At 73.5% G+C, this 26,942-nt stretch carries 27 protein-coding genes and 1 riboswitch; of the genes, 16 read left to right on the plus strand and 11 right to left on the minus strand.

Annotated elements, in window-relative coordinates; genetic code table 11:
* Nucleotides 1–118: 118 nt before the first annotated feature.
* A complete protein-coding gene (locus ACFY2K_RS25780) occupies nt 119–1,051 on the minus strand; it encodes an ROK family protein (RefSeq protein WP_380531803.1) in 933 nt (310 codons plus the stop codon).
* A 348-nt stretch (nt 1,052–1,399) separates the two neighbouring features.
* On the opposite strand from ACFY2K_RS25780, the gene ACFY2K_RS25785 reads away from it, so the two are divergent.
* Nucleotides 1,400–2,638 (plus strand): extracellular solute-binding protein, encoded by a 1,239-nt coding sequence (locus ACFY2K_RS25785; protein ID WP_375888710.1) that lies wholly within the window; start codon nt 1,400–1,402, stop codon nt 2,636–2,638.
* Between the two features lie 69 nt (nt 2,639–2,707).
* On the opposite strand, the gene ACFY2K_RS25790 is transcribed toward ACFY2K_RS25785, so the two are convergent.
* Nucleotides 2,708–3,052 carry a cupin domain-containing protein gene (locus tag ACFY2K_RS25790; protein WP_375888707.1) on the minus strand — a complete coding sequence of 115 codons (345 nt, stop codon included), beginning with the start codon at nt 3,050–3,052 and terminating at the stop codon, nt 2,708–2,710.
* Between the two features lie 92 nt (nt 3,053–3,144).
* On the opposite strand from ACFY2K_RS25790, the gene ACFY2K_RS25795 reads away from it, so the two are divergent.
* Nucleotides 3,145–3,411, plus strand: coding sequence for a DUF3263 domain-containing protein (locus ACFY2K_RS25795; protein WP_387714310.1), 267 nt, complete (start codon nt 3,145–3,147; stop codon nt 3,409–3,411).
* A 317-nt stretch (nt 3,412–3,728) separates the two neighbouring features.
* The gene (gene otsB / locus ACFY2K_RS25800; protein ID WP_387714313.1) at nt 3,729–4,568 is read left to right on the plus strand and encodes a trehalose-phosphatase; all 840 of its coding nucleotides are present in this window, start codon (nt 3,729–3,731) and stop codon (nt 4,566–4,568) included.
* On the opposite strand, the gene ACFY2K_RS25805 is transcribed toward otsB, so the two are convergent.
* Nucleotides 4,555–6,021 carry a trehalose-6-phosphate synthase gene (locus ACFY2K_RS25805; RefSeq protein ID WP_387714316.1) on the minus strand — a complete coding sequence of 489 codons (1,467 nt, stop codon included), beginning with the start codon at nt 6,019–6,021 and terminating at the stop codon, nt 4,555–4,557. The genes otsB and ACFY2K_RS25805 overlap by 14 nt on opposite strands.
* Before the next feature lie 38 nt (nt 6,022–6,059).
* Nucleotides 6,060–7,064, minus strand: a complete 1,005-nt coding sequence (locus ACFY2K_RS25810) for a glucosyl-3-phosphoglycerate synthase (RefSeq protein WP_380530520.1) — start codon at nt 7,062–7,064, stop codon at nt 6,060–6,062.
* A gap of 149 nt (nt 7,065–7,213) precedes the next feature.
* Nucleotides 7,214–7,349, plus strand: a riboswitch (SAM riboswitch).
* Between the two features lie 17 nt (nt 7,350–7,366).
* On the opposite strand from ACFY2K_RS25810, the gene thrC reads away from it, so the two are divergent.
* The 5 genes from thrC (at nt 7,367) to ACFY2K_RS25835 (ending at nt 12,202) form a co-directional block, all read left to right on the plus strand.
* Nucleotides 7,367–8,647, plus strand: coding sequence for a threonine synthase (gene thrC, locus ACFY2K_RS25815; protein ID WP_380530517.1), 1,281 nt, complete (start codon nt 7,367–7,369; stop codon nt 8,645–8,647).
* A 28-nt stretch (nt 8,648–8,675) separates the two neighbouring features.
* Nucleotides 8,676–8,954 (plus strand): MoaD/ThiS family protein, encoded by a 279-nt coding sequence (locus ACFY2K_RS25820; protein WP_375888691.1) that lies wholly within the window; start codon nt 8,676–8,678, stop codon nt 8,952–8,954.
* Between the two features lie 546 nt (nt 8,955–9,500).
* Nucleotides 9,501–9,704, plus strand: a complete 204-nt coding sequence (locus tag ACFY2K_RS25825; RefSeq protein ID WP_030289665.1) for a cold-shock protein — start codon at nt 9,501–9,503, stop codon at nt 9,702–9,704.
* A gap of 356 nt (nt 9,705–10,060) precedes the next feature.
* Entirely contained in the window at nt 10,061–11,683 is a 1,623-nt protein-coding gene (groL, locus tag ACFY2K_RS25830) for a chaperonin GroEL (protein ID WP_375888688.1), read from the plus strand.
* A 162-nt stretch (nt 11,684–11,845) separates the two neighbouring features.
* Nucleotides 11,846–12,202, plus strand: a complete 357-nt coding sequence (locus ACFY2K_RS25835) for a hypothetical protein (RefSeq protein ID WP_375888685.1) — start codon at nt 11,846–11,848, stop codon at nt 12,200–12,202.
* A 160-nt stretch (nt 12,203–12,362) separates the two neighbouring features.
* Here the strand turns inward: ACFY2K_RS25835 and ACFY2K_RS25840 are convergent, their stop codons facing one another.
* A complete protein-coding gene (locus ACFY2K_RS25840) occupies nt 12,363–13,004 on the minus strand; it encodes a hypothetical protein (protein ID WP_387714323.1) in 642 nt (213 codons plus the stop codon).
* A 97-nt stretch (nt 13,005–13,101) separates the two neighbouring features.
* Between ACFY2K_RS25840 and ACFY2K_RS25845 the strand changes: the two genes are divergently transcribed.
* The 3 genes from ACFY2K_RS25845 (at nt 13,102) to ACFY2K_RS25855 (ending at nt 15,245) form a co-directional block, all read left to right on the plus strand.
* Nucleotides 13,102–13,479 carry a PadR family transcriptional regulator gene (locus tag ACFY2K_RS25845; protein WP_375888681.1) on the plus strand — a complete coding sequence of 126 codons (378 nt, stop codon included), beginning with the start codon at nt 13,102–13,104 and terminating at the stop codon, nt 13,477–13,479.
* A complete protein-coding gene (locus ACFY2K_RS25850) occupies nt 13,476–14,435 on the plus strand; it encodes a hypothetical protein (RefSeq protein WP_375888679.1) in 960 nt (319 codons plus the stop codon). Before ACFY2K_RS25845 ends, ACFY2K_RS25850 begins: the two co-directional genes overlap by 4 nt.
* A gap of 123 nt (nt 14,436–14,558) precedes the next feature.
* Nucleotides 14,559–15,245: a copper homeostasis protein CutC gene (locus ACFY2K_RS25855; protein ID WP_375888678.1), complete on the plus strand. Its 687-nt coding sequence runs from the start codon at nt 14,559–14,561 to the stop codon at nt 15,243–15,245.
* 62 nt (nt 15,246–15,307) lie between these two features.
* Here the strand turns inward: ACFY2K_RS25855 and ACFY2K_RS25860 are convergent, their stop codons facing one another.
* A complete protein-coding gene (locus ACFY2K_RS25860; RefSeq protein WP_375888675.1) occupies nt 15,308–17,365 on the minus strand; it encodes a HelD family protein in 2,058 nt (685 codons plus the stop codon).
* Between the two features lie 301 nt (nt 17,366–17,666).
* Here ACFY2K_RS25860 and ACFY2K_RS25865 point away from each other — a divergent pair, with 301 nt between their 5' ends.
* On the plus strand, nt 17,667–17,828 hold the full coding sequence (locus tag ACFY2K_RS25865) for a hypothetical protein (protein ID WP_375888673.1): 162 nt from the start codon (nt 17,667–17,669) through the stop codon (nt 17,826–17,828).
* A 6-nt stretch (nt 17,829–17,834) separates the two neighbouring features.
* Here the strand turns inward: ACFY2K_RS25865 and ACFY2K_RS25870 are convergent, their stop codons facing one another.
* Together ACFY2K_RS25870 and ACFY2K_RS25875 are read right to left on the minus strand one after the other, a co-directional pair.
* On the minus strand, nt 17,835–19,472 hold the full coding sequence (locus ACFY2K_RS25870) for a DNA repair helicase XPB (protein ID WP_380638945.1): 1,638 nt from the start codon (nt 19,470–19,472) through the stop codon (nt 17,835–17,837).
* 91 nt (nt 19,473–19,563) lie between these two features.
* A complete protein-coding gene (locus ACFY2K_RS25875; RefSeq protein WP_375888670.1) occupies nt 19,564–19,965 on the minus strand; it encodes a hypothetical protein in 402 nt (133 codons plus the stop codon).
* Nucleotides 19,966–20,073: 108 nt separating this feature from the next.
* Between ACFY2K_RS25875 and ACFY2K_RS25880 the strand changes: the two genes are divergently transcribed.
* Nucleotides 20,074–20,325, plus strand: coding sequence for a hypothetical protein (locus ACFY2K_RS25880; RefSeq protein WP_375888668.1), 252 nt, complete (start codon nt 20,074–20,076; stop codon nt 20,323–20,325).
* 33 nt (nt 20,326–20,358) lie between these two features.
* On the opposite strand, the gene ACFY2K_RS25885 is transcribed toward ACFY2K_RS25880, so the two are convergent.
* On the minus strand, nt 20,359–22,860 hold the full coding sequence (locus ACFY2K_RS25885) for a helicase C-terminal domain-containing protein (RefSeq protein WP_387714330.1): 2,502 nt from the start codon (nt 22,858–22,860) through the stop codon (nt 20,359–20,361).
* Nucleotides 22,861–23,102: 242 nt separating this feature from the next.
* On the opposite strand from ACFY2K_RS25885, the gene ACFY2K_RS25890 reads away from it, so the two are divergent.
* Nucleotides 23,103–23,981 (plus strand): hypothetical protein, encoded by an 879-nt coding sequence (locus tag ACFY2K_RS25890; protein WP_387714333.1) that lies wholly within the window; start codon nt 23,103–23,105, stop codon nt 23,979–23,981.
* Between the two features lie 76 nt (nt 23,982–24,057).
* Here ACFY2K_RS25890 and ACFY2K_RS25895 read toward each other — a convergent pair whose 3' ends face one another.
* The gene (locus ACFY2K_RS25895; protein WP_375888658.1) at nt 24,058–24,684 is read right to left on the minus strand and encodes a TetR/AcrR family transcriptional regulator; all 627 of its coding nucleotides are present in this window, start codon (nt 24,682–24,684) and stop codon (nt 24,058–24,060) included.
* A gap of 110 nt (nt 24,685–24,794) precedes the next feature.
* Between ACFY2K_RS25895 and ACFY2K_RS25900 the strand changes: the two genes are divergently transcribed.
* Both ACFY2K_RS25900 and ACFY2K_RS25905 read left to right on the plus strand, forming a co-directional pair.
* Nucleotides 24,795–25,472, plus strand: a complete 678-nt coding sequence (locus tag ACFY2K_RS25900) for a hypothetical protein (RefSeq protein ID WP_387714336.1) — start codon at nt 24,795–24,797, stop codon at nt 25,470–25,472.
* Between the two features lie 88 nt (nt 25,473–25,560).
* Nucleotides 25,561–26,067: a hypothetical protein gene (locus ACFY2K_RS25905; protein WP_380526315.1), complete on the plus strand. Its 507-nt coding sequence runs from the start codon at nt 25,561–25,563 to the stop codon at nt 26,065–26,067.
* Here the strand turns inward: ACFY2K_RS25905 and ACFY2K_RS25910 are convergent.
* Nucleotides 26,060–26,932 carry an alpha/beta fold hydrolase gene (locus ACFY2K_RS25910; RefSeq protein WP_380526313.1) on the minus strand — a complete coding sequence of 291 codons (873 nt, stop codon included), beginning with the start codon at nt 26,930–26,932 and terminating at the stop codon, nt 26,060–26,062. The two genes, ACFY2K_RS25905 and ACFY2K_RS25910, sit on opposite strands and share 8 nt — an antisense overlap.
* Nucleotides 26,933–26,942: the final 10 nt, after the last annotated feature.

Consider the following 26,942-nt stretch of genomic DNA (forward strand, 5'->3'; position numbering starts at 1 on the left):
GCGGGGGAGAGGGCGGCGATGCGCTCGCCCTGGACGGCCAGGCGGCCGCCGTCGACGACCCCGCCGGGCAGGACGAGCCGGGCGCCGGACAGGGCAGTGCGGTCACGGTCCGCGCTGGTCACGCGGTCACCTCCATCGAGAGCAGGTCCCAGGCGAGCAGGCCGGCGCCCAGGGACGCGGCGGTGTCTTTGAGCATGGCGGGTACGACCTTCGGGGGCATCTGGAAGGTCAGGCGCTCGGTGACCGCAGCGCGCAGCGGGGTGAAGAGCGTGTCGCCGGCCTCGGCCAGTCCGCCGCCGACGATGACCGTGGACGGGTCGAGCAGGCTCTGGGCCAGCACGATGCCGTCGGCCAGCGCGTCGACCGCGTCCTGCCAGACGGCGCGGGCGCGGTCGTCCCCGGCGTCCACCGCGGCGGCGCAGGATGCCGCGTCGGCGTCGGGGTCACCGCTGGCCTCGGCCCAGGCGCGGGAGACGGCCGAGGCGGAGGCCAGCGTCTCCAGGCAGCCGCGGGCGCCGCAGCCGCACTGCGGGCCGCCGGGGCGGACCACGACGTGGCCGATCTCGCCGCCGTAGCCGTGCGCGCCGGCCTCGATCCGGCCGCCGATGCCGATGGCGCCGGCGATGCCGGTGCCGAGGGCGACGAACAGGAAGCGGTCGACGCCCTGACCCGCGCCGATCCGCCCTTCGGCCAGCCCGCCGGAGCGCACGTCGTGGCCGAGGGCGACCGGCAGGCCCCCGAGGCGCTCGCCGAGCAGCTCGCGCAGCGGGAGGTCGCGCCAGCCGAGGTTGGCGGAGAAGACCGCGATCCCGTTCTTCTCGTCGATCGTGCCGGGCACGGCCACGCCGGCCGCCAGCGGGGCGTGCCCGAAGCGGGCGCGGCCCTCGTCGGCGAGGTCGGCGGCGAAGCCGAGGATGGCGGCGACGACGGCGTCGGTGCCGTGTTCCCGCCCGGTCGGTCGGCGTGCTTCGAACAGCACGGAGCCGTCCTGGGCGAGCAGCGCGGCCTTCATGCCGGTGCCGCCTACATCGAGTGCGATGACGTGCTTCACGGAGGACAGTTTCCCTTGGTCGGGTCGAAGAGGTCTAGTCCAGTTGTCGGATTGGTCTGGTCCATACTGGGTGAGCTTTGTCTCGGCTGCGGCGGTGTGCGCGGCTTTGTGCCCCGGAGTCCGGCTGAGGGCCTCCGTTCGCCTGTTGTTGCGCATCGTGCAATGAACCAGGGCACTTCGGTAACTACTCGACGGGCGGGGGCGAGTGGTGTGGACCAGTGTGCGAGCGGTTTGGGAGTGTGGCGCTCCCCCCTGCCGGATTCCCTCGTCCGGCTGTAGTTCCCTCTGAAGGCGGTACCCGCGTTGGACAGGCGCGCCCACGTTTCCCTCCGTGTGCTCGGTACGGCGTTGGCCGGAGCACTGGTGCTCACCACGGTCAGCGCGTGCAGCGGGCAGGGCGACGGGCCGGTCACGCTCAAACTGGTCGCCGCGGACTACGGGGAGAACGCCGAGACCGGCTCCAAGCACTACTGGGACGAGGTCTCCAAGGCCTTCGAGGCGGCCAACCCCGGCATCAAGGTCCAGGTCGAGGTCGACAGCTGGACCGACATCGGCAAGAAGGTCGACGACATGATCGCGGCCGGGAAGTCGCCCGACCTGCTGCAGACCGGCGGCTTCGCCGAGCAGGTCGCGGCGGACCGGCTGTACGCGGCCGCGGACGTCCTCTCGATGGACACCCAGGCCAAGTTCATGGACAACTTCTCGCACGCCGGGCAGGTGCTGGGGACCCAGTACGGGATCCCCTTCGTCTCCTCCTCGCGGGTGCTCTTCTACAACAAGGCGATCTTCAAGCAGGCCGGGATCACCCAGCCGCCGACCACCTGGAACGAGCTGCGGGCCGCGGCCGAGAAGATCAAGGCCAAGGTGCCCGGGGTGACCCCGTACGGGCTGCCGCTGGGGCCCGAGGAGGCGCCGGCCGAGTCGATGCTGTGGACGCTGAGCGGGGGCGGCTCGCTCTCGGACGACGTCGGCAACTACACCATCGACAGCGACCAGAACCAGGCGACCTTCACCTGGCTCAAGAACAACCTGGTCAGCACCGGGCTGACGTACCCGGACCCCGGCAAGATGAACCGCACGCCGGTGTTCCAGGACTTCGCCTCCGGGAAGGTCGCGATGCTCAACGGGCACCCGACCCTGCTGCGGATGGCGTCCGCCGGGAAGATCGACTTCGGGACGGCGGTCATCCCGAAGAAGGACGGCGTGGGGAGGACCGGGAGCCTCGGCGTCGCGGACTGGATGATGGCGTTCAAGGCCAACGGGCACAAGAACGAGATCAAGAAGTTCCTGTCCTTCGTCTACACCAAGGACTACCAGCTCAAGTTCGACGAGCAGTACAACCTGCTGCCGGTGACCCAGGACGCCTTCAACCAGATGTCCTCGGACCCCAAGCACGAGGACCTCAAGCAGTTCGCGGTGGGGCTGACCAACGCCAGCTTCTACCCGTTCGGGGACCCGGCCTGGGGTGAGGTCAGCAACCGGATCAAGACGGGGATCGGGCAGGCCGTGACCGGGGACCCGAAGCAGGTGCTGCAGGGGCTGCAGGACGCGGCGATGAAGGAAGCGGGCCGGGTCCGCAAGCAGTGAGGCCCCCTGCCGGGGGGGCGGGGGGCGGGGGGCGGGGGGCTCACCGCGAGGGCCGGTGCCGGGGCGGGGTCAGGGGAGCGTGATCGCGTAGGCCTTGCGGAGGGTCTCGTGGACCGTCCAGGTGGTGCGGTCGCCCTCGCGCAGGACGGCGCAGTCGCCGGGGCCGACGGACAGGGTCGGGCCGCCCTCGATCTCGATGGTGGCCCGGCCGCTCAGCACCACGAACATCTCGTCGGCCTCGACGTCGGTGACCACGCCCGGGGTGATCTGCCAGATGCCGCGCAGCTGGCGGCCGTCGGGGGACTCGGCGAGGACCTTTCCGGTGACCTCGGGGGTGCCGGAGACGATCTGGGACGGGTCGAGGGGCTCGGGGTCGAGGTCGGCGGTGGGGATGTGGACGGCGAAGCTGGTCATGGGGGTGACGCTAGCCGGGCGGGGGCACCGGGGTGGGGGGCAGAGTGTGTCGGGGGCGCGTCCGAGAATGACACTTCGTAGGTCCGTGGGGGATGCGGGGGGATGTGCGGAGGTGGTGCGTGGTGGGCGAGCCGAGTGGGCTGAGTGAGCGGGACCGGGCGGTGCTGGCGCTGGAGGGGCGGCAGTGGCGGACGGCGGGGGCCAAGGAGCGGGCGATCCGGGAGGAGCTGGGGCTCTCCTCCACGCGGTACTACCAGGTGCTGAACGGGTTGTTGGACCGGGAGGAGGCGTTGGCGTTCGCGCCGGTGCTGGTGAATCGGTTGCGGCGGGTGCGGGAGGGGCGGCGGGGGGCGCGGTGACGGCCGCTGCGCGGGGCTGTTGGTGGGTGGGGGGCTCTCGGGAGGGTGGGTTGGTCCGGGGGCGGTTCCGGGGGTGGGCGCTCCGGGGGCTGGGTGATTTTCCGACCGCCGACCCTCATCGAGGGGGGGGTGAGACCGTTGGCGGTCGGAAAATCACCCGTTACGCCCCTCTCCGCACCCACCCCCTCCACCGCCCCCTCCCGCAGCGCGTCCCTCTCGCCTCGGTCGGGTGGGGAGGTGGGTGGGGGGTGGGTGTTGGTGGGGGCGCGGGTGTTGGTGGGTGGGTGCGTCCTTGGGGGCGGGGTATGGGTGTCGGTATGGGTCTTGACGAGATGGTGGTGCCGGCGACCGAGGCCGGGCGGGACGGGTTGCGGGCGGTGCTGGCGGCGCCCGGTGAGGCGGTGGTCGCCCTGGACTTCGACGGGACGTTGGCGCCGATCGTGGCGGATCCCTCGCGGGCGCGGGCGCATCCGGGCGTGGTGGGGGCGTTGCGGGGGTTGGCGGAGGTGGTGGGGGCCGTCGTGGTCGTGACCGGGCGGCCGGCGGGGTTGGCGGCGGAGTACGGGGGGTTCGCCGGGGTGCCGGGGCTGGTGGTGCTGGGGCACTACGGGGCCGAGCGGTGGGAGGCGGGTGAGCTCTCGGCGCCGGAGGTGCATCCGGGGGTCGCGGGGGTGCGGGGCGCGTTGCCGGGGGTGTTGGAGCGGGTGGGTGCGCCCGAGGGGACGTGGGTGGAGGACAAGGGGCGCTCGGTGGCGGTGCACACGCGGCGTACGGCGGAGCCGGAGCGGGCGCTGGAGTCGTTGCGCGGGCCGGTGGGGGAGTTGGCGGCCGAGTACGGGCTGGTGGTGGAGCCCGGGCGGCTGGTGCTGGAGTTGCGGCCGCCGGGGGTGGACAAGGGGGCGGCGCTGACCGGGTTCCTGCGCGAGCGCGGGGCGCGGGCGGTGCTGTACGCGGGGGACGACCTGGGGGACGTGGCGGCGTTCCGGGCGGTGGAGGAGTTGCGGGGGCAGGGGCTGGCCGGGCTGTTGGTGTGTGCCGGCGCGGTGGGGGACGCGCCGGTGCGGGAGCTCGCCGACCTGGCGGACGTGGTGGTCGACGGGCCCGACGGGGTGGTGGAGCTGTTGGGGGCGCTGGGGGAGGCCCTCAGAGGGCGTTGAGCTGGTCGAGGAACCACTGCTGCGGGGGGAGCGCGGTGGCCGCGGCGGCCAGGCGCTTGGTGCGGTCGGCGCGTTCCCCGGGGCTCATGGTGAGGCCGGTGTGCAGGGCCTCGGCGGTGGCGATGACGTCGTACGGGTTGACGGTGAGGGCGTCGTCGCCGAGTTCGGCGTGGGCGCCGGCCTCGCGGGACAGGACGAGGGCGCAGCCGTGGTCGGAGACCACCGGGACCTCCTTGGCGACCAGGTTCATGCCGTCCCGGATCGGGTTGACGAGGGCCACGTCGGCGAGGCGGTAGGCGGCGAGGCTGCGCGGGAAGTCGTCGTTGACGTGCAGGATCAGGGGCTGCCAGGCGGGGGTGGCGAACTCGGCGTTGATGGCGGCCGCGAGGCGTTCGACGGCGGCGGTGTAGTCGCGGTACTCGGCGAGGTCGGTCCGGGACGGGTAGGCGAAGGCGATGTGGACCACCCGGTCGTGCCACTCGGGGCGGGTGCGGAGCAGGTGCCGGTAGGCCTGGAGGCCGCGGACGATGTTCTTGCTCAGCTCGGTGCGGTCGACCCGGACGATGGTGCGGCGGTCGCCGACGGCGGCCCGGAGGGCGGCGAGGCGTTCGTCGACGTCGGGGCGGTGGGCGCGTTCGCGCAGGAAGTCGGCGTCGGCGCCGAGGGCGTGCACGCCCAGGTGGGTGGTGCGGCCCTCGTGGGTGACGGTGAGGGCGGCCGGGTCGAAGGCGGCGCCGAGCAGGTCCTCGCAGCAGGCGGCGAAGGCGCGGGCCCAGCGTTCGGTGAGGAAGCCGGCCCGGTCGGCGCCGAGGATGCCGGTCAGGACGGCCCGGGCGACGTCGTCGGGGAGCAGCCGGTAGTACTCGGGCGGCGCCCACGGGGTGTGGGAGAAGTGGCCGATCCGCAGGTCGGGGCGGGCTTCGCGGAGCAGCGCCGGGGTGAGGGAGAGGTGGTAGTCCTGGACCAGGACGGCGGCTCCCGGGGCGGCCTCGGCGGCGAGGGCGTCGGCGAAGGCGGCGTTGTACGCCCGGTAGGCGGCCCACTCGGTGCGGAAGCCGGCGTCGAAGGAGGGCGCGGTGGGGGTCGCGTAGAGCAGGTGGTGGACGAACCAGAGGGTGGAGTTGGCGACGCCGTTGTAGGCGCGGGCGAAGGTCTCCGGGTCGATGTCGAGCATCCGTACGGCCTGTCCGCCGACCTCGTGCCCGGCGAGGTCGAGGCGGCCGGCGGGGGCCTCCCGGGCGGCTCTGCGGTCGGCGTCGCTCAGCGCGGCGCAGACCCAGACGGCGGTGGGGTCGTCGATCGCGGACAGGCCGGAGACCAGGCCCCCGCCGCCGCGGCGCAGGGTCAGCGTGCCGTCGTCGGCGGTGCCGAAGGACACCGGTCCCCGGTTGGAGGCCACCAGGACGGGGGCGGTTCCGGTCGCACTCGAACGTTCGGTCGTGAGATCGCCCATGGTTGGGATGTTGCCGGGGGGTCGGGGCGGCAAACCCGTCAGCGGCGGGTGGCGTATTCCGGGACGGTGTGCATCGGGGGGCGTTCCAGGGCCGTCACGGGGTGGGTGTGGGCGGTGAAGGCGCGGGTGTGGGGGTCGCGGGTGAACTGGGTGAGGTGGGGGTGGACGAGGTCGGCGGAGGCCTTGAGGCGGTGGGAGCGGTCGAGGCGTTCCAGGGCGGTGCGGTAGATGGTGGCGGCCATCCGGCCGAGGGCCTGGCCGTCCTGGTGGCGGTGGTGCCGCACGCCGACGTCGACCTGGGCCAGCGCGTCGAGGCCGACCTGGTCCAGGGCGTCGACCAGGAGGCCGAGTTCGACGCCGTAGCCGGTGGGGAAGGGCAGCCGTTCGAGCAGTGAGCGGCGGGCCGCGTACTCGCCGCCGAGGGGCTGGACGAAGCCGGCGAGTTCCGGCCAGTGGAGGTTGAGCAGGGGGCGGGCGACGAGTTCGGTGACCCGGCCGCCGCCGGCCGGGACGATCGCGCCGCTTTCGGTCTCGAGCGGGCGGTCGTACATGGCCTTGACCAGGTGGATGTCGGGGTCGGTGAGGAGCGGGCCGACGATGCCGGAGACGAAGGCCGGGTCGAACTCGCGCAGGTCGGCGTCGATGAAGCAGACGATGTCGCCGTGGGTGACCAGCAGGGAGCGCCAGAGCACCTCGCCCTTGCCGGGGACGGCGGGCAGCCGGGGGAGGATCCGGTCTCGGTGTTCCACCCGGGCGCCGGCCTCGGCGGCGACGGCGGCGGTGGCGTCGGTGGAGCCGGAGTCGACCACGACGAGTTCGTCGACGAGCGGGATCCGGTCCATGAGCTCGCGCCGGACGGTGCGGACGATGTCGCCGACGGTGGCCTCCTCGTCGAGGGCGGGGAGGACGACGCTGACCGTCCGGCCGGTGCGCCGTTTGGCGGCGAGGAGGGCGTCGACCGGCCGCTCGGCCGCGCTCCACGAGCGGCGGCGGAGCCAGGACGCCGCCTGTGGGAGGAGGGCGTGGGTCGGTTCGGCGGGCACGGTGACTCTCCTCGGCGGGATCGGGTGGGACGGGTCATCTCGCTTGGCGGACGGTCCCGTTCAGGGTTGGCGCCTTCGGATACAGTCTTCGTACAGCGGTCGGACCTTTGCACGCCGGGGTCGCCGCTGCGCACCACCACAATTTCACAAGCTCATCCAGAGGGACTGAGGGAACGGCCCGTTGACGTCCCGGCAACCTTCTCGCTCGGCTGTCGTTGACAGGCCCCGGCGGGACAGGTGCCAATTCCGGCCTGTGGCGCGACCGCGCCGCGGGGAAGATGAGGAGAGAGGCCTCCGCCATCATGGCTATCGACATCGCCGCACCTGTTTCCGTCGACCTCGGCCCCGCCGCCGCCCTGTCCTGTCGGGAGTGCGGAACCCGCTTCCCGCTCGGCCCCAGCTTCGCCTGTGTGGAGTGCTTCGGGCCGCTGGAGATCGCCTACGAGTTCGGCGGCGAGCGCGCCGAGGAGCTGCGCAGGCGGATCGAGTCCGGCCCCGCGTCCATCTGGCGGTACGCGCCGCTGCTGCCGGTGCCGGCCGACGTCGCCTCGAAGCCCAACCTGAACCCCGGCTGGACCCCGCTGGTGAAGGCGGACAACCTGGGCCGGGAGCTCGGGTTCACCGCGCAGCTGCACGTCAAGGACGACTCGGGCAACCCGACGCACTCGTTCAAGGACCGGGTGGTGGCCTGCGCGATCGAGGCGGCCCGGGCGTTCGGCTACACCACGCTGTCCTGCTCGTCGACCGGCAACCTGGCCGGTGCGGTGGGTGCGGCGGCGGCCCGGGCCGGGTTCCGCTCCTGCGTGTTCATCCCGCACGACCTGGAGCAGGGCAAGGTCGTGATGGCCGGGGTGTACGGCGGTGAGCTGGTCGGCATCGAGGGCAACTACGACGACGTGAACCGGTTCTGCTCGGAGCTGATCGGGGACCCGGCCGGCGAGGGCTGGGGCTTCGTCAACGTCAATCTGCGGCCGTACTACGGCGAGGGCTCCAAGACGCTGGCGTACGAGATCTGCGAGCAGCTCGGCTGGCGGCTGCCGGAGCAGATCGTCATCCCGATCGCCTCGGGCTCGCAGCTGACGAAGATCGACAAGGGTCTGCAGGAGCTGATCAAGCTGGGCCTGGTGGAGGACCGGCCGTACCGGATCTTCGGCGCCCAGGCGGAGGGCTGCTCGCCGGTGTCGGCGGCGTTCAAGGCCGGCCGGGACGTGATCAGGCCGGTGAAGCCGGACACCATCGCCAAGTCGCTGGCGATCGGCAACCCGGCGGACGGCCCGTACGTGCTGGACATCGCCCGCCGGACCGGCGGCGCGGTGGAGGACGTCACGGACGCGGAGGTGGTGGCGGCGATCCGGCTGCTGGCCCGGACCGAGGGGATCTTCGCCGAGACCGCGGGCGGGGTGACCGTCGGTGTGCTGAAGAAGCTCGTGGAGACCGGTCAGCTGGACCCGTCCAAGGAGACCGTCGCGATCAACACCGGGGACGGCCTGAAGACGCTGGACGCCGTCTCCGAGGCGGGCATGACCGCCGTCATCCGCCCGACGCTGGACTCCTTCCACGCCGCCGGCCTCGCGTCCGTCTGATCCACCCCCCCACCCCGCTAGGAGAGTCATGAGCGCCAACGTCCGCATCCCCACCATCCTGCGCACCTACACCGGCGGTGCGGCCGAGGTGCCCGCCGAGGGGGCCACCCTGGGCGAGGTCATCGCCGACCTGGAGCGCAACCACGCGGGCATCGCGGCCCGGATCCTGGACGACACCGGCAAGCTGCGCCGCTTCGTCAACGTGTACGTGAACGACGACGACGTGCGGTTCGCCGAGGGCCTGGCGACCGGGATCGCGGACGGTGCGAGCGTTTCGATCATTCCGGCGGTGGCCGGCGGCTGCTGAGCCGTTCCCGCTTCCCGGCCGTCCGCGCGTACGGAATTCCGCTCTCCGTACGCGCGGACGGCCGTCGGCATTTCGGTGGGAATATTTTCGGTCCGAGTCGGAGTAGAGTGTGGCTCTGCTGGGAACAGGGCTTCCCCTTCCGGCGGTGGGTGCTTCGCCGGAGCCCGTCCGGGCGCTGAGACCGGCCCGGGGCCCGGGCGGTGAAACATGTCAGGCAGATGTCAGAATTCCTGCAGGCATTTGAGTAATTCGTCCGCTATGTCCGGCGCTAATTGCCGATTTCCTCCCGGTTTGTTCGCTCTTGTCTCTCGACGGGGCTGCGGAATTCCCGGCGGCGGACCCTGTTGCAGAGGGCGTCGATCCGGATACATTCAGCGGCGGTCGACGTAATCAACCGCTCACGGAAGCCGTCCGGCGCCCCCGTGCGGAGGATTGCGGCGTGCACGGCTGCGTCCAGGGGGGTTCCCCGGGCCGGCCTTCAAACCAGACCCGGGCCCGCGACCTGCTGGCCCGTGAAGGGCCAGCACAGCACTAGGGGAGTTCGGAATGGCTCAGGGCACCGTCAAGTGGTTCAACGCGGAGAAGGGCTACGGCTTCATCGCGGTCGACGGTGGTGCGGACGTCTTCGTCCACTACAGCGCGATCCAGATGGACGGCTACCGCACCCTCGAGGAGGGCCAGCGGGTCGAGTTCGAGATCTCCCAGGGACAGAAGGGCCCGCAGGCGGACATGGTCCGCGCGGCGGTCTGACCTCTTCCGGAACCCAGGAGCTCGGCGCGGCCCACGGCTGGTGACCACTCGCTTCTCGACGGGCCCGTACGACACGCGTCGTACGGGCCCGTTCGCTTTCCCGCGCCGGGCCGTCCGGGGTGCCGGGCGGGGGCGGGCGGAGGTGGGCGGCGGCTCGCGGGTCGGCCGTGGGGCTTGCACTCGACCACCCGGAGTGCTAATCATTGGCGTTAGCACTCACAGTGTGAGAGTGACAGCGGACCGGGTCGGTGAGGCCCCCGGGAGCGGCAGGGGAATGGACCTCCGCACACCAGGGCCGTCCGTCGCGGGCACCCCTTGGTCCGAGCAGTCGACCGTGTCCCGGAGGACCACTTCTGATGGCCAAGATCATCGCCTTTGATGAGGAAGCTCGCCGCGGCCTTGAGCGTGGCATGAACCAGCTCGCCGACGCGGTGAAGGTCACGCTCGGCCCCAAGGGCCGCAACGTCGTGCTGGAGAAGAAGTGGGGCGCCCCCACGATCACCAACGACGGTGTCTCCATCGCCAAGGAGATCGAGCTCGAGGACCCCTACGAGAAGATCGGCGCGGAGCTCGTCAAGGAGGTCGCCAAGAAGACGGACGACGTCGCGGGTGACGGCACCACCACCGCCACCGTGCTCGCCCAGGCCCTGGTTCGCGAGGGTCTGCGCAACGTCGCCGCCGGCGCCAACCCGATGGCCCTCAAGCGCGGTATCGAGAAGGCCGTCGCCGCCGTCTCGGACCAGCTGCTGGCCCAGGCCAAGGACGTGGAGACCAAGGAGCAGATCGCCTCCACCGCCTCCATCTCCGCCGCTGACACCCAGATCGGCGAGCTCATCGCCGAGGCCATGGACAAGGTCGGCAAGGAAGGCGTCATCACCGTCGAGGAGAGCAACACCTTCGGCCTGGAGCTCGAGCTCACCGAGGGCATGCGCTTCGACAAGGGCTACATCTCCGCCTACTTCGCCACCGACCTGGAGCGCATGGAGGCGACGTTCGAGGACCCGTACATCCTCATCGCCAACTCCAAGATCGGCTCGGTCAAGGACCTGCTCCCGCTGCTGGAGAAGGTCATGCAGAGCGGCAAGCCGCTCGTCATCATCGCCGAGGACGTCGAGGGCGAGGCCCTGTCGACCCTGGTCGTGAACAAGATCCGCGGCACCTTCAAGTCCGTCGCCGTCAAGGCCCCGGGCTTCGGCGACCGCCGCAAGGCCATGCTCGGCGACATCGCCATCCTCACCGGTGGCACCGTGATCTCCGAGGAGGTCGGCCTCAAGCTGGAGAACGCCGGCATCGACCTGCTGGGCACCGCCCGCAAGGTGGTCATCACCAAGGACGAGACCACCATCGTCGACGGTGGCGGCGACAGCGACCAGGTCGCCGGCCGCGTGAACCAGATCCGCGCCGAGATCGAGAACAGCGACTCGGACTACGACCGCGAGAAGCTCCAGGAGCGCCTCGCCAAGCTGGCCGGCGGCGTGGCCGTCATCAAGGCCGGCGCGGCCACCGAGGTGGAGCTCAAGGAGCGCAAGCACCGCATCGAGGACGCCGTCCGCAACGCCAAGGCCGCCGTCGAGGAGGGCATCGTCGCCGGTGGTGGCGTCGCGCTGCTGCAGGCCGGTGTCGCCTTCGACAAGCTGGAGCTGGAGGGCGACGAGGCCACCGGTGCCAACATCGTCAAGGTCGCGCTGGAGGCCCCGATCAAGCAGATCGCGACCAACGCCGGCCTGGAGGGTGGCGTCGTGGTGGAGAAGGTGCGCAACCTCCCCGCCGGTCACGGCCTGAACGCCGCCACCAACGAGTACGTCGACCTGGTCGCCGCGGGCATCATCGACCCGGCCAAGGTCACCCGCTCCGCGCTGCAGAACGCCGCCTCCATCGCGGCGCTGTTCCTCACCACCGAGGCCGTCATCGCCGACAAGCCGGAGAAGGCCGCCGCGGCCGCCGGCGGCGGCATGCCGGGCGGTGACATGGACTTCTGATCCTGATCGGACTCCGATCGGATCGGCTGATCCTCGTCCGCGTGGGCGGTTCCCTTCGGGGGGCCGCCCACGCGGCGTTTCCGCCCCGGGGCGTTCCGGCTCCGGGGCGTTGCGGTCCCGGATCCGTTTTGAAGCCACGGGCGGGCCGCGGAGAATGGACGGATGGCTTCCGACGACATCGAGACCGCCCTGCACAACGCCCGGGCCCAGATCCTGGCCGACCTCACCGCGCGGGACGTGGCGGACGCCGCCGTCGTCTCGCTGGTGGAACAGGCCGTCACCCACCGCCGCTGGTGGCTGGAGCAGTGGCCGGACGGCACCGAGTACGTGCTCGGGCTGGTCGCCCAGGACGTCCAGGACGCGCTGCTGGAGGCGTACGGCCGGTGGCCGCTGTGCACCGGCTGCGCGGCCGACGGGGACCCGCACGCGCTGAGCGTGGAGCCCGAGCTGGGGCCGGAGCCGCACTGGGTGTGCGGCAAGCAGGGGGCCGTGGTGGCGCCGGTGGGGGAGCTGGGTTAGGGCCTGTCCGGCGGATCTTGGCAGATCAGCGCGCGGCGTTGGGCGCCCGGCTGGGCGTGCGCCCGAGTCGGCCTCGTACTGGACGTACTTGGGCGATTCGGGCGTGCGTCCAGGCGGGATGCCCGGCGTCGCGCGCCTGGCAAGATCCGCCGGACAGGCCCTAGTCCTCCAGGCGCTGGAGTTCGGTGGTGAGGTTGGTGCGGGCCGGTTCGGCGAGGCGCCGGTGGGCGTCGGGGGTGCGGTAGAGGGCCGGGAGCGCCAGCAGGTGGCGCAGGACGGCGGCGCGGCCGGTGCGGAAGTCCGGCTCGGGGACGAAGGCGTACTCCTCCCGAACGGCGGCCGCGTACGCCGCGTAGGCCTCGGGGGTGCCGCCGAGGACGGCGAGGTCCGCGTCGCAGAGCACCTCGCCGTCGCGGTCGCCGGGGGCCGGGGCGTGGCCGACGGTGAGCAGGACCAGCCGTTCGACCTCGGCGACGCGCTCGGCGGGCAGGCCGACGGCGGTCAGCGCGCGGACGGCGAGGGCGGCGCTGCGCTCCTCGTTCTCGGTGCGGTCGGGGCGGTACACGGCGTCGTGGAACCAGGCGGCGAGCCGGACGGTGTCGGGGTCGGCCGCGTGCCCGGCGAGCGCGTCGACGTGGCGCAGGACGGCGCGCAGGTGCTCGGCGGTGTGGTACCGGCGGCGCGGGTCCGACCAGCGGCGCAGCAGTTCGCGGCCGTACGGCTCGGGGTCGTCGGTGGCGCCGCAGCGGTGCAGCAGGGCGGTCCAGGCGGTGAGCAGGTCCTCGGTCGGCATGGGGCACATTGTGGCGGGTCTGGTCGGGGCGAGGCGGGTCGGACCGGGTCGGATCGGCACGGGCCGGTACTGGACCTATAGGTAGGTTGACGATATATGTAGTCGTATGACAGAACGCTCCATGCAGGAGCCCACGCTGCTGCTGCTCACCGCCCTGGCCGACCAGCCCAGACACGGCTACGCGCTGATCCAGGAGGTCGCCGCCATCTCGGACGGCCGGGTCAAGATGCGTACCGGCACCCTGTACGGCGCCCTCGACCGGCTGCTGGGCCAGGGCCTGATCGAGGTCGCCGCCGAAGAGGTGGTGGACGGCCGGGCCCGGCGCAGCTACGCGCTGACCGCGGCCGGCCGGGACGCGCTGGCCGCCGAGGCCGGGCGGTTGCGGGCCGTGGCCACCGAGGCGGAGCGGCGGCTGACCAGGATCCGGTCGATGCTGCCGGGCAGGGCCGGGGAACGGCCCGCGACGGGGGGAGGACTCTCATGACCATGCCGGTGATCGGCCCCGCGCCCTCGGCGGTGCTGCGGGCCGCGCTGCGGCTCTACCCGGCGCGCTACCGGCACGAGCGCGGCGAGGAACTGGCCGAGGTGTTCGCCGACACGACGGCGGCGGGCGGCCGGGTGGCCCTGGCCCGGGAGGTGCTCGGCCTGGCGGTGTACGGGCTGCGGGTGCGGCTGGGGCTGACCGGCGGGTCGGCGGCCGGACGGCTGCTCGCGCTGGTAGCGCCGATGATCGCCGGTGCGGCGGTCGGGGCCACCATGGTGCCCTGGGCCGCCCACCTGGAGCGGACCACCAGGTGGCTCGCCTGGGACGACTCCTTCGGCAACCACGTCCGGGCGTTCGCCCCGCCGGCGGCCGCGCTGCTGCTCGGGGTGGCGGCCCTGCTGGGGCGGTGGACGGCCGTCCGGGTCACCGCGCTGCTGCTGGGCGCCATCGGGCTGTACGACCTGGGCCGGGCCGTCTGGGAGCCGGGCGGCCTCGACGTCTGGTGGGTCGGCTACATCGGGATGGCCACGCTGCCGTTCGTGGTGGCCGCGCTGCTGCTGGCCGTCGCGCCGACCGACCTGCTGCCCCGGCCGAACCTGCGGACCGCCGCTCTGGTGCTGGCCTCGGCGGTCGTCGGCGGGGTGCTGGAGGTGGTCCAGGACTGGGACGACACCAGCTTCCGGCTGGACCTCCAGTGGTTCGTGGTGCTGCTGCTCGCCCCGACCCTGCTGACCTTCGCGGGGCTGCGCGGGCGGACGGGGCCGGCCGCGGTGGGGCTGGCGGTGCTGGTGCTGACCGGGCCCGGCAGCCTGTTCAACATCTGGCGGGAGGCCCGCGGGGTCTCGCACCTGTTGCCGGTGGCGGTGCCGGTGCTGGCCGTGCTGGTCCTGGTGGCGCTGGCGGAGCGGCGGTTCGGTCGGCAGGAGTCCTTCGGGATGGTGCCGGGACGGGTGTGACCGGCTCCACCACTGGCCTGTCGCGTCCCCGCCCCCCGGCGTGACCGCACCCCCGCTCCCGGCGTGACCGGAACGGGGGTGCGGGTCTCGCCGGGGGCGGGGGGATGTGGCAGGCTGTCTGATATGTCTAGACCAATTTTCGAAGTCATCGCGCTGACGCCCCAGGACGCCCAGGCAGCCGAGTCCGGCGGCGCCGACCGGCTCGAACTGGTCACCGACATGGCCGCCGACGGACTCACCCCCTCCGTCGAGGACTTCGCCCGGATCCGGGCCGCCGTCGACCTCCCGCTGCGCGTCATGCTCCGGATCCGGGACGGCTTCGCCCCCGGCGACCTCGACGAGCTGTGCGCCCGGGCCGCCGCGCTGCGGGCCGAGGGCGCCGAGGAGTTCGTGCTCGGCTTCCTGGACGCCGGGGGCGCCGTCGACCTGGCCGCCACCACGGCCGTCGCCGAGGCGATCGCCGGCTGCCGCTGGACCTTCCACCGGGCGATCGACCACAGCGCCGACCGGGCCGCGCTGCGCGCCGCCGTCGGGGCCCTGCCCGGGCTGGACACCTTCCTCACCTCCGGCGCGGCCGCCGGGGTGGACGCCGGCCGGGAGGTGCTGTCCGCCGAGCTGGCCCGGGCGGGCGAGCCCGGGTACGCCCAGCGGATCCTGATCGGCGGCGGCCTGCGGGCCGAGCACGTCGAGGGGCTGCGGGCGGAGGGCTTCGACGCCTTCCACGTCGGCGGCGCGGTGCGGGCCGACGGCTGGCTGACGCCGGTCGACGCGGCCAAGGTCGCCGAGTGGCGGGCGATGATCGACGCCTGAACCAGGCGCCCGAGCCTGTCGGAGGGGCCGGTCCCGGTGCCGGGACCGGCCCCTTCCGCGCGTTACCCGAGCTGCTCCGGGAGCGGCTCGGCGTGCAGCACCGTCAGGCCGGAGACGGCACGGGTGAGCGCCACGTACAGCCGGCGCAGGCCGGTCCGCTCGTCCGGCTCGCCGGCCACCACCGCGGCCGGTTCGTCCAGCACCACGTAGTCGTACTCCAGACCCTTGGCCAGCGAGGCGGGGACGAGGGTCAGCCGGCTCTCGGCGCTGGTCTCGGTGCCGGGGGAGAGGTGCGCCAGTCCGGCGGCGGTGAGCAGCTCGGCGAGCCGGGGGATCCGGGCGTCGGCGGCGATCAGGCCGGTCGAGCCCTCGTGCTCCAGCGCCTCCCGGCAGGCCGCCAGGACGGCCGCGTCCAGGTCCGGCTCCGCGCCGTCGACCGGGCGGATCTCCAGGGCGCCGGGGGTGTCGCGGACGGAGGTCGCCGGGGCCAGGCCCGGGGCGATCGCGGGCAGCAGCCGGGAGGCGTAGGCGATGACCTCCTCGGGCACCCGGAAGCCCTTGGTCAGCTCCTCCACGTGCGCCTCGGGCTTGCCCAGGTGGTGCAGGGCGTCCGGCCAGCTCGCGGTCGCCCACGGGGTGGTGCCCTGGGCGAGGTCGCCGAGGACGGTCGCCGAGCCGGTGGTGCAGCGGCGGCCGACCGCGCGGTACTGCATGGGGGAGAGGTCCTGGGCCTCGTCCAGCACCACGTGCCCGAGCGAGGGCGTGCGCTGGACGAGGTCCGTCGCCTCGTCGACCAGGACGGCGTCGGCGGGGGTCCAGCGGGCGGTCTTCACCGAGCGGCCGGGCTTGGGCCAGAGCACCGCCCGCTGCTCCTCGGCGGTCAGCACGCCCTCGGCGCACGCGGCCAGGAACTCCGGGTCGGAGAGCAGCCGCAGCACCAGCTTGGCCGGGTCGACGGCCGGCCAGCACTCCTTGACCACGGCCTTGACGGCGGCGTTGCGGGCCACCGCGTCCTGCACCCGGTCGTCCGGGGCCTCGCCGCCCTGCTCCATCTTGAGCAGCACGGTGTGCGCGATGCGCTGCGGCAGGGCGTCCCGGGCGGCGCCGTAGCGGACCTCGCGGGCCTTCAACTCCTCGATGATCCCGATCAGTTCGTGTGCCGGGACACGCCAGCGGCGGGAGCCGCGGACCACCACGCAGGGTTCGGTGGGCAGCGTGATGCCCGCCCGTACGGCCCGGCGGAGCACCTCGGCCATCCGGGCGTCGCCCTTGAGCCGGGCCGCCTCCGGGTCGTCCTCGCCCCGCACCTCGACGTGGGCGACCAGCTGCTGCACGGTGGCCTGGGCGACCTCCAGCTCGCCGAGGGCCGGCAGGACCTGCTCGATGTAGGAGAGGAAGGCGTTGTTCGGCCCGATCACCAGGGTGCCGGTCCGGGCCAGCCGCTCGCGGTGGGCGTACAGCAGGTAGGCGACGCGGTGCAGGCCGACCGCGGTCTTCCCGGTGCCGGGCGCCCCCTGGACGCAGATGGTGCCCGTGATGTCGGAGCGGACGATCTCGTCCTGCTCGGGCTGGATGGTGGCGACGATGTCGCGCATCGGGCCGACGCGGGGCTTCTCGATCTCGGCCGCGAGCAGGGCGGAGGAGGTCTCCTGCTCGGCGGGGTCGGTGAGGTGCTCGTCCTCGTAGGCGGTGAGCTCGCCGCCGGTGTAGCCGAAGCGGCGGCGGCGCTCGACGTCCATCGGGTCCTTGCGGCTGGCCCGGTAGAACGGCTGGGAGACCGGGGCGCGCCAGTCGATCACCATCGGGTCGCCGTCGGCGTCGTGGACGTGCCGGCGGCCGATGTAGAAGTTCTCGCCCCCGCCGCCCTCGCTGAGTTCCTCGCTGACCGCGTGGAGGTAGTCGAGCCGGCCGAAGAACAGCGGGGTGTCGGAGAGGTCGGCCAGGGCGGCGATCCTGGCCTCGATCTGGTTCTGCAGGATGACGGCGGTGACCCAGGTGCCGGTCACGTCGCGGATGTCGAGGGACTGGACGTCCTCGCGCATCGCCCGCAGCGCGGACCGGGACGAGGCCAGGTGGTCGCGCTCGCGCTGGAGCGGGTCGGTGGTGGGGGTGGCGGGCACAGCGAACCTTCCCGGCTGCCCCGGAGGCGGGCGCAGCGGATCGATGGAGCTCACGGTGGGGTACAGCCGACCGGTTGCCGTGCGGTCGGCACCTCCCCCGGCTGCCGGCGGAAAACGCGCCAGGTACCACGGTTCGGGAGGGGGCAGACGGACGATCTTAGACCCGTGCGCCTCGGGGTTCCAGCCCCGCAGGTCTCAGGGGGTGCCGGGGGTCCCGTACACCCGCAGGAGGACGTCCGTCCTGGTGGGTACGGCCTTCGGAGTGATGCCCTGGGCCGTCCGGGTGCCTACCGTTGGAGACATGAGCACCGAGAACCGCAACCCCCGTACGGGCCCGGCCGGCGCGACCGCCGTCCAGGGCCGCCACCGCAACCCGCTGAGCACCGCCGTGCGCAACGTCGGGATCGCGCTGGACACCGCCGCGCGCGTGATCTTCCTCGGGCGCGACGGTGTCCGGTACTGAGGCCCGCTAGAGGACGTCGTCCGCGTCGATGATGCGGTAGGCGTAGCCCTGCTCGGCCAGGAAGCGCTGCCGGTGGGCGGCGAAGTCCTGGTCCACGGTGTCCCGGGCGACCACCGAGTAGAAGTGCGCCGAGTGCCCGTCCGCCTTGGGGCGCAGCACCCGGCCGAGGCGCTGGGCCTCCTCCTGGCGGGAGCCGAAGGTCCCGGAGACCTGGATGGCCACCGTGGCCTCGGGCAGGTCGATCGAGAAGTTCGCGACCTTGGAGACGACCAGGACGCCGATCTCCTTGTTCCGGAAGGCGTCGAAGAGCTTCTCGCGCTGGGCGTTGCTGGTCTCGCCCTTGATCACGGGCGCGTCCAGGGCCTCGCCGAGCTCGTCCAGCTGGTCGATGTACTGGCCGATGATCAGCGTCTGGTCCTTCTCGTGCTTCTTGACCAGGGCCTCCACCACCCGCCGCTTGGTCGCCGTGGTGGCGCAGAAGCGGTAGCGCTCCTCCGGCTCGGCGGTCGCGTAGGCGAGCCGCTCGGAGTCGGTCAGGGTGACCCGCACCTCGCAGCAGTCGGCGGGCGCGATGTAGCCCTGGGCCTCGATCTCCTTCCACGGGGCGTCGAAGCGCTTCGGGCCGATCAGGCTGAACACGTCGCCCTCGCGGCCGTCCTCGCGCACCAGGGTGGCGGTCAGGCCGAGCCGGCGGCGGGCCTGGAGGTCGGCGGTGAACTTGAACACCGGCGCGGGCAGCAGGTGCACCTCGTCGTAGACCACCAGGCCCCAGTTGCGGGCGTCGAACAGCTCCAGGTGGGCGTAGACGCCCTTCCGCTTGGTCGTCATCACCTGGTAGGTGGCGATGGTGACCGGGCGGATCTCCTTCCGGGTGCCGCTGTACTCGCCGATCTCGTCCTCGGTGAGCGAGGTGCGCTTGACCAGCTCGTGCTTCCACTGGCGGGCCGAGACGGTGTTGGTGACCAGGATCAGCGTGGTCGACTTGGCGTGGGCCATGGCGGCGGCGCCGACCAGCGTCTTGCCGGCGCCGCAGGGCAGCACCACGACGCCGGAGCCGCCGTGCCAGAAGCCCTCGACGGCCTGGGACTGGTACGGGCGCAGCTGCCAGCCGTTCTCGTCCAGGTCGATCGGGTGCGCCTCGCCGTCCACGTAGCCGGCGAAGTCCTCGGCGGGCCAGCCGAGTTTGAGCAGCACCTGCTTGATCTGGCCGCGTTCGGAGGGGTGCACCACCACGGTGTCGGGGTCGACCCGGGCGCCGACCAGCGGGACGATCTTCTTGGAGCGCAGCACCTCCTCCAGGACCGGGCGGTCGGTGGTGGTCAGCACCAGCCCGTGGGTGGGGTGCTTGGACAACTGGAGCCGGCCGTAGCGGCCCATGGTGTCCGCCACGTCGACCAGCAGGGCGTGCGGCACCGGGTAGCGGGAGTACTTCACCAGGGCGTCGACGACCTGCTCGGCGTCGTGCCCGGCGGCCCGGGCGTTCCACAGCCCGAGCGGGGTCACCCGGTACGTGTGCACGTGCTCGGGCGCCCGCTCCAGCTCGGCGAACGGGGCGATGGCGCGGCGGCAGTCGGCGGCCTTGGGGTGGTCGATCTCCAGGAGGAGAGTCTTGTCGCTCTGGACGATGAGCGGTCCGTCGTTCACGCGGGGGAGCCCTCCACTGGCTGACAGGCTGACTGACTGGGTCTGACGCAGACCCTCCAGTGTCGCTCATTTCGCGCGGAACGTGGGCGGGCTACTTCCATTCGTAGAGCACGGCCCGGCCCGCGCCGGTGGGCTCGTTGTCGAACTCGAACAGGCCGACCAGGTCGTTGAGGCGCAGGAAGGCGTCGGCGGCGCTCTCGAAGTAGATGCTGCCGCGCCAGCTGACGGCCCCGCCCTGGGTGAAGTGGCCGATGCCGCTGCCGTGCCAGCTGTAGGTCTCGCCCTTGTCGGTCATGCCGACGCCCTGGCCCTCGCCGAACAGCGAGCCGTCGGGCCGCAGCTCGGACTCGTAGGTGACGAACTCCCGGACGGAGTGGCCGAGCACCTGGCCGACGCCGGTCATCGACACCTCCAGTGCGGGCCCGCCGACCGTGGCCAGCACCCGTCGGCCGCTCTCCGTGGTGGTCAACTCCGCGATCCGGTCACCGAGCATGGTGGGTGCCTCCTTGTCGAGAACCCCCTGTTCCCGGAGTACGCCCGTGGGCGCGGCCCGTCAACTGCTCCGAGTGACCACGGTGCGTGCTCGCTCGTTGAGCCGGGCATGAAGAACTCGAAGCGCGTTCTCACCGCCCTGGCCCTGATGGGCACGGCCTTCGCCGCCACCGCCTCCTCGGCCGGCTCCGCCCACGCCCTCGCGGGCATCGGGGAGGGGCCCGGCGGGCTGCTGGCCGCCCCCGGATTCCTGATCGCCGACCAGGTCGGCGGCGGCTCGCTGCCGGTCGGCCAGGGCCAGATCGGCAGCCTGGCGGACCAGGCCGTCAAGCAGAAGATGAAGGAGTCGCAGGGGCACTGACGCCCCTTCACCTCCCGTCCTGCTCGTCCCGCGCTACTCGTCCAGTTCCGCGACCCCGGTGATCCGGTGCAGGGCGAAGGTGCGGAGTTCGTCGGCGTGGTGGTCGAAGGCGGTGACGAAGCCGCCCTCGACCTTCACCGGGTCGATGATCCGCTGGCTGGCGATGCCCTCGGCGTTGAGGTAGCCGATCCACATCCGCTCGCCGAGCAGGACGGCGGTCTGGAGGGTGGCGAGGGTCTCGGCGGCGGCGGTGCGGGGGAGTTGGCGCGGGTCGGGGGTCGGCTCGCGGCGGCTGGCGGTGGCGGCGCGGTCGCCGGCCCGGACGGCCTTGATCGCGGCGGCGAGCAGGGTGTCGTCGGGGGTCGGCGGCCCGTCGGGGACGGGCGTGGGGGCGCTGCGGGGCGGGGTGCGGTGGCTGTCCGGCCGGGTGATCAGGACGTCGCCCTCGGCGGATTCGGCGGCCGGGGCGTAGCCCATGGTGCGCAGGGCGGCGAGCAGGACGTCCGGGGCGGCCTGGGCGGCGAGCACGGTGGGGGCGAGCAGGCGCAGCCGCAGGTCGGCGGCGCGGCGGTCGGCGAGCACCTCGTTCAACAGGGCCGGGTCGTCGCAGCGCAGGTACGAGGAGGCGGCGCCGACCCGCAGGATGCCGTGCCGCCGGGCGACGTCGTCGATCAGGTAGGCGAGCGGCTGGGGGACGGGCGTACGGCTGTGCTGGGCCAGGAAGGCCTGGAGGTCGGCGGCGGTGCGGCCGGCGTCGAGGGCGCGGCGTACGGAGGTCGGGGTGAAGCGGTAGACGGTGGCGCCGCCCTTGGACTCGATGTCGGCGCAGAGCGCGAGCGCCTGGGCGAGCGGGGTGAGCAGCGGGCCGGGGGCGATCGCGGTGAGGTCCGGCTGGAGGATCACGTGGTCCAGCGGCCGCGGGAGCAGCGGGGCGAGCACCTCGGCCGGGTCGGACTCGGCGGTGAGCAGGGCGCGGGCGGGGGCGCCGAGGGCGCCGCGGCCGGTGATGCCGAGCAGTTCGGCCTCGGCGAGGGTCCAGGTGGTGAGGTCGTCGCGCAGCTCGTGGCCGTCCGGGCCGGTGGGGCCGCCGCGCAGCGGGCGCTGCCAGCGCAGGGTGGGCAGCAGTTCCGCGGCGGTGGCCGGGGTGCCGGGCGGGAGTTCGGCGAGCAGGGCGAGGGCGGCCCGGCGTACGGACGGGGCGAGGGTGCGGTCGAGTTCGGGGCCGAGGGCGGCGCGCGGCTTGCCCTTGCCGTCCTGGGTGCCGGTGAGGGCGGGGACGCGGGTGGCGGTGAGCCAGGCGGCGGCCAGGACGGACCAGCGTTCGGCGGTGTCCAGTTGCAGCCAGCCGTCGTAGGCCGGGGTCGGCGCCCAGCATTCGTCGGCCTCGCCGTCGGGGGCCAGCAGCCCGGCAGTGTAGGCGAGTTCGAGCCAGAAGGCGGCCTGCTGCTCGGTGGCTTCCAGGCTCTGGGCGGCGCGCTTGAGGTCGCGTACGCCGAGGCCGCCGGCCCGCAGGGTGGGCGGCGGGGTGAGGCCCCAGGTGTCGAGGAGTTCCTCGACGGTCTTGACGGCGGTGTGCGCCTGGCCGGCGGCGGCGCTGTCCACGGTCTGTGGATCGCGCGGGGGCGCGGCGGGCGCGGGCTCGGGCTGGAGCGGTTCGACGGTGCGGTGGGTGCGGCCGCCGCGCAGGTGCAGGGCCAGTTCGCGGGGCAGCACCACGCTGCCCGGGCTGGTGGGCAGCAGCAGGCCGCGGGCCAGCAGCCATTCGACCGGGCTCTGCGCGTCCTCGGCGGTGACCGGGCGGGTGGCGTCCGGGACGGTGCCGGTGGGCGGTCCCCAGACCAGCCGGTCCAGCAGCCGCAGGGCCGGCTCGGGGGCGGTGTCCAGCAGGGCGGTGCAGCGGGCGCGGTCGGTGAGCAGGGCGGCCAGGGCCGCGACCGCGGTGACCGGGTCCGGGGTGGCGGGCTGCCCGGCGGAGGCGAGCAGTTGTTGCAGCCGGGCCGGGGACATGCCGGTGGTGGCGTCGGCGAGGGTCGGGCCGAGGCCGGTGCGGCCGGGGTTGGCGGCGGTCGGGGCGAGCGCCTCGCGGACGGCGAGCACCAGCCGCAGGCCGTTGTCGGGGCCCCAGAGCAGCGCCCGGTCGCGCAGGACGGCGACGGCGCGGGGGAGCGCGGCGGCGACGGCGGCGCGGTCGGCCGGGGTGAGCGGGGTGGCGCCCGGGTGCGGCTTGACCTTGGCCGGGCCGGTCAGCAGGGTGCGGACGGTGGCCAGGGAGGTGCCGTCCGGGGCGGTCGCCAGGGCCTCGGCGACCTGGAGGGTGAACCGGTCGAGCCGCTCCAGGGCGCGCAGCGCCGAGGCGCGCGAGGACAGCCGGGCGGAGAGCTGGGTGAGGTCGCCGGGGACGGGGTTCAGCAGGTCGGGGCGGGACCGGAGCAGGGCGGCGAGCGCGTCGTCCGGGCGGGCGCGCAGTTCCTCGGCGAGGGTGCGGGGGCCGGCGGGCGTCCTGCTCTGGCGTTGAGGGCCCTGCTGTGTGGTCATTCGACCTAGGTTAGTCGGGCGCGCCGACGGTGGGGTGTGCTCCTGCGGCGGGCCGGGGTCGGGCCGGGTGGCCGGCCGGGGTCGGTGCGCTCGGGGGCGGCGGCGTGCGCGGCGGTGTGCGCGGCGGGTTCGTGGCGGGACTCGCGTCGGCGGGGCACGGTGGGTAGCGTCACCGCCGAGGGCGGTTCGGTGGGCGGTCGCCGCTGTTCGGCGGACGGCGTGGGCGAGGCGGGGTGTCGGTGATGACGGACGGCGAGTGGTGGCGCAAGAGCGGGCCGTGGAGCGAGCGGTCGGGGTCGTCGGGTGCGGCCGTGCCGTCGACGCCCGCCGCGCCGTCGACGCCTCCCCCGGCTGCTCCGCCGGCCGGTGCGTCCGAGGGGCCGGCGGCGGAGGACAGTGTGTACGGGCCCTCGGTCGTGTCCGGGTACACCGGGACGGGCGCCATCCCGAACGTGTCGCTGGACCTGCCGGGCGTCTCCTCGCCCGAGGCCGGTGCGGAGTCGATCCCGCCGCCGACGGTGCAGAGTTCGAGCCCGTGGACGATGACGATGCTCGACTTCTCGGACGCGCCGCGGCCGGTGCCGAAGCCGATCCCCGAGCAGCGCGCGGAGGAGGCGGCGCAGGACGCGGCGCAGGCCGGGGGACCGGCCGGACAGGCCGGTGGGCGGCCGGTGCGCCTGTCGAAGCGGCAGCGGAAGGCACAGGCCAAGGCCACGCAGGCGAAGGCCGCGAAGGCCGCCGCGGCCCAGGGGGCCCGCAGGCCGTCCCCGCTGATCCTGCTGTCCTGCGGGCTGTTGGTCGGCGGTGCGGTGTCCGGGTTCTTCCCGGCCATGCTGGCGGGCTGGGGGCTCGGCTACCTGTCCCGTCAACTCTCCGATCTGACGCGTAAGTTCGTGATCCTGGGGATCCCGCTGGTGACGATGAGCGCGACCGCGCTGTTCGCGATGCGAACGGCCAAGCAGGGGGCGGGCGGTGGCGGTGGCGGGGTGCAGACCGGTTCCCCGCTGGGGCAGTTCAGCTGGTCGATGGCTCCGGGCGTGTTGCGCACCGCGGCGGTGCTGACGGCGGTGGTGCTGTTGCTGCTGAGCATGCGCCGCCGGCCGCCGCAGCAGCAGGGCTGAGCCCTCGGGCCGTCCCCGTCCCCGTGCCCGTGCCCGTGCCCGCCCCCGCCCCCGGGCCCGGGGGCGGCCCGGCGGTTCAGCAGAGCGCCGTGAAGCCCGTGCAGAGCAGGCGGATGCTGCGGACGTACTTCTCGTCCTGGCCGATGCGCGGGATCAGGTCGCCCATGACCAGCGGGAACCGTTCGCACAGGTCGGCGTAGAGCTCGGCGGTGACGGTCGGCGGGGCGGCGGGCTGGTTCTGCTCCTGGAGCACGAAGCCGGTGACGTGGCTGAGCAGGGTGTCGGCGGCGGTGCCGCAGTGCTCGGCGGGCAGGCCGGCGTCGAGGAGGGTGCGCAGCAGGCGTTCCATCAGGGAGAGGCCGCCGGTGCTGAGCACGCCGGGGCTCTCGGCGAGGAGTTGGGCGCCGCCGGCGTGCTGTTTGATCTCGTGGCGCAGGGTGGTGGCCTGGGCCTCGACGCGGTCCTGCCAGCGGGCGTCGGGCGGGAGGGCGGCGAGGGCGGCGGTGCCCGCGTCGTAGGCGCGGCGGCTGATCCGGTCGGCCATCAGGGCGAGCAGTTCGTCCTTGCCGCGCACGTGGTAGTAGAGGCTGCCGGCGTGGGCGTCGAGGCGTTCGGCGACCTGGCGCATGGACAGGTTCTGGTAGCCGACCTCGGCGAACACGGCCATGCCGGCATCGACGATGCGCTCCTTGGTGAGCTTCATGCGGTCCACCGTACCTCGTTTTCCAACACTGTTCGAAAACTGTGCTAGCTTGGCCCCATCAGGTTTTCGAACGGCGTTGGAAAACGTCGGAACCGGGGGGAGGGCCAGTCATGGACGCCATCGTCTTCAACGTGACCACGGCTGCGCTGATGGTCATGATGGTCAACTGCGGGCTCGGCGTGGTCGGCCGCGACACCCTGCGCGGACGGCCGCTCCCGTGGGCGGCGATCGCCCTGACCGCCGTCGCCGTCGGCGGGGTGCTGCTCCAGCTGGTGTGGTCCGGCGCCATGGACGCGCTGGACGCGGACCCGGCCCGGTCCGGCTGGTGGCGCGAGTACACCTCGGTGTTCATGCAGAACGGCGGCCTCTTCGGCGGCCTGTGGAACCTCGTCACCCTCGCCGCCGTCGCCGCGCTCGCCCAGTGGTACTGGGGCGGCACGCTCACCCTCGGCTTCTTCCTGGCCGGCATCCTGCTGCCCGGCCGGATCGACACCCTGCTCGGCATCGGCGGCGGCCCCAGCACCGACCCCCGCAACTTCGCGGGCAGCTCCGGCGCCACCTACTTCCTCGGCGCCACCCTGGCCCTCGCCTTCCTCACCCGCACCCGGCTCCCCAAGGAGCTCGCCCTGGCCGCCGGCGTGCCGGCGCTCGGTCTGGCGATGTGGTTCGCCCAGGAGAACGGCCACGGGCTGGTGGCGGTCTACGGCTTCGTGCTCGGCGGGGCGGTCTGGGCGGTCCGGCGGCAGGTGGTGGCGCGGCGCGGGGCGGCGGACCGGGCGGCGGCCTGACGGTAGCGCGGCCCCCGGGCCCGTCGCCCAACTCCCTTGCGGGGTACGGTGACGGGCCCGATCCCGTTCCGCGACCCGGAGGTGCCCGGTGGCCCGTCTGTACGTCCGTTCCGACCTCGACCCGAGCGACCGGGAGGCGCACGTCGCCGTCCTGGTCGTCGACCCCGACGGCACCCCGGGCGAACGGGCGCTGGACCGGCTCGGCTCGTACTGCTACGAGGGCGACCGGGCCTTCTTCCTGCTGGCGACGGACGGTTGGGCCGAGCAGAGCCGGGACGGCGACCGGTTGACGGTGTCGATCGCCGTCTACCCGTACGCCCTGGTGCAGGTGCGCGTCGACCCGTTCGACTTCCCGCTCCGTTCGGCCCTCGATCCGGAGGCCGCCGTGGTCCTCACCGCCGAGGTGACCGTCCCGGGCCTGCCGGCCCGGCTCTCCGAGGCCACCGCCGTGTTCACCGGGGCGGCCGACGTGCCCCTGGAGGTGCTGCTGGCCTCCGAGGACGACTGGCCGATGGTCCTCGCGCCCGGGCCGGCCGAGGACGAGGACGACGACGGGGCGGACGGGGCGTACGAGGGCGCCAGGGCGGTCAACTGACCTGCGAGGCGGCCATGGTGAGGATCCCGTCGAGGACTGCCGCCGGGTCGTCCGTGGTCAGCGAGTGCCCGGCGCCGGGCACGATCCGGACCCGGGCGGCCGGGGCGAGCCGGTGCAGCCGCTCGGCGACGGCCCGGGTGTCGTGCAGGGCGCTGCGCTCGCCGAGCAGGAAGAGCGCGGGCACGTCGAGGCGGGCCAGTTCGGCGTCGTCGAGGGTGGTGGCCAGCGGCAGGCGGCGGCGGAAGCCGGTCGAGGCGCGCATCAGGGTCATCAACTCGGCCTCCAGGATGGCGCTGTTGCCGACCGCCCGGGCCAGGCGGGGGCGGAGCGCGCGCGGGGCCAGGGCGGCGAGGCCGCCGAGGATCACCCAGGTGTAGAAGCGGCGGCCGACGTCGGCCAGGCCGGCCGGGTCGACCAGGGTGAGGGTGGCGGTCCGGCCGGGGTGGCGGAGCTGGTGGTGGAGGGCGATCCAGCCGCCGTAGGAGCAGCCGACCAGGTGGGCGGTGGGGACGTCGAGCGCGGCGAGGAGGTCCTCCAGCCAGTCGGCGGCGTCGTGGCCGTCCCTGATCGGGGTGGTCTGCACGCTGGCGCCCGGTTCGCCGACGGTGTCCACGGCGATGACGGGGTGCCGCTGGGCGAGGCGTTCGACGTACGCGTGCCACATCAGCGCGTTGCCGCCGGAGCCGGGGAGCAGGACGACCGGCTGTCCGTGGGCGGGGCCGGCGCGCAGGACGCGGGTGGCGCCGAAGGCGGTGGGCACGGTCGTCGCGGTGCGCTGCCCGGGCCAGAGGCGGGTCAGGGCGTGCTCGTAGGCGGTGCGGAAGCGGGCTTCGGCCTTGCCGTTCGTGAACTCGCTGATTCGCATGGTACATGTG

It is taken from the genome of Kitasatospora sp. NPDC001309, assembly GCF_042896295.1.
In the GTDB taxonomy this organism is placed as follows: Bacteria; Actinomycetota; Actinomycetes; order Streptomycetales; family Streptomycetaceae; genus Kitasatospora.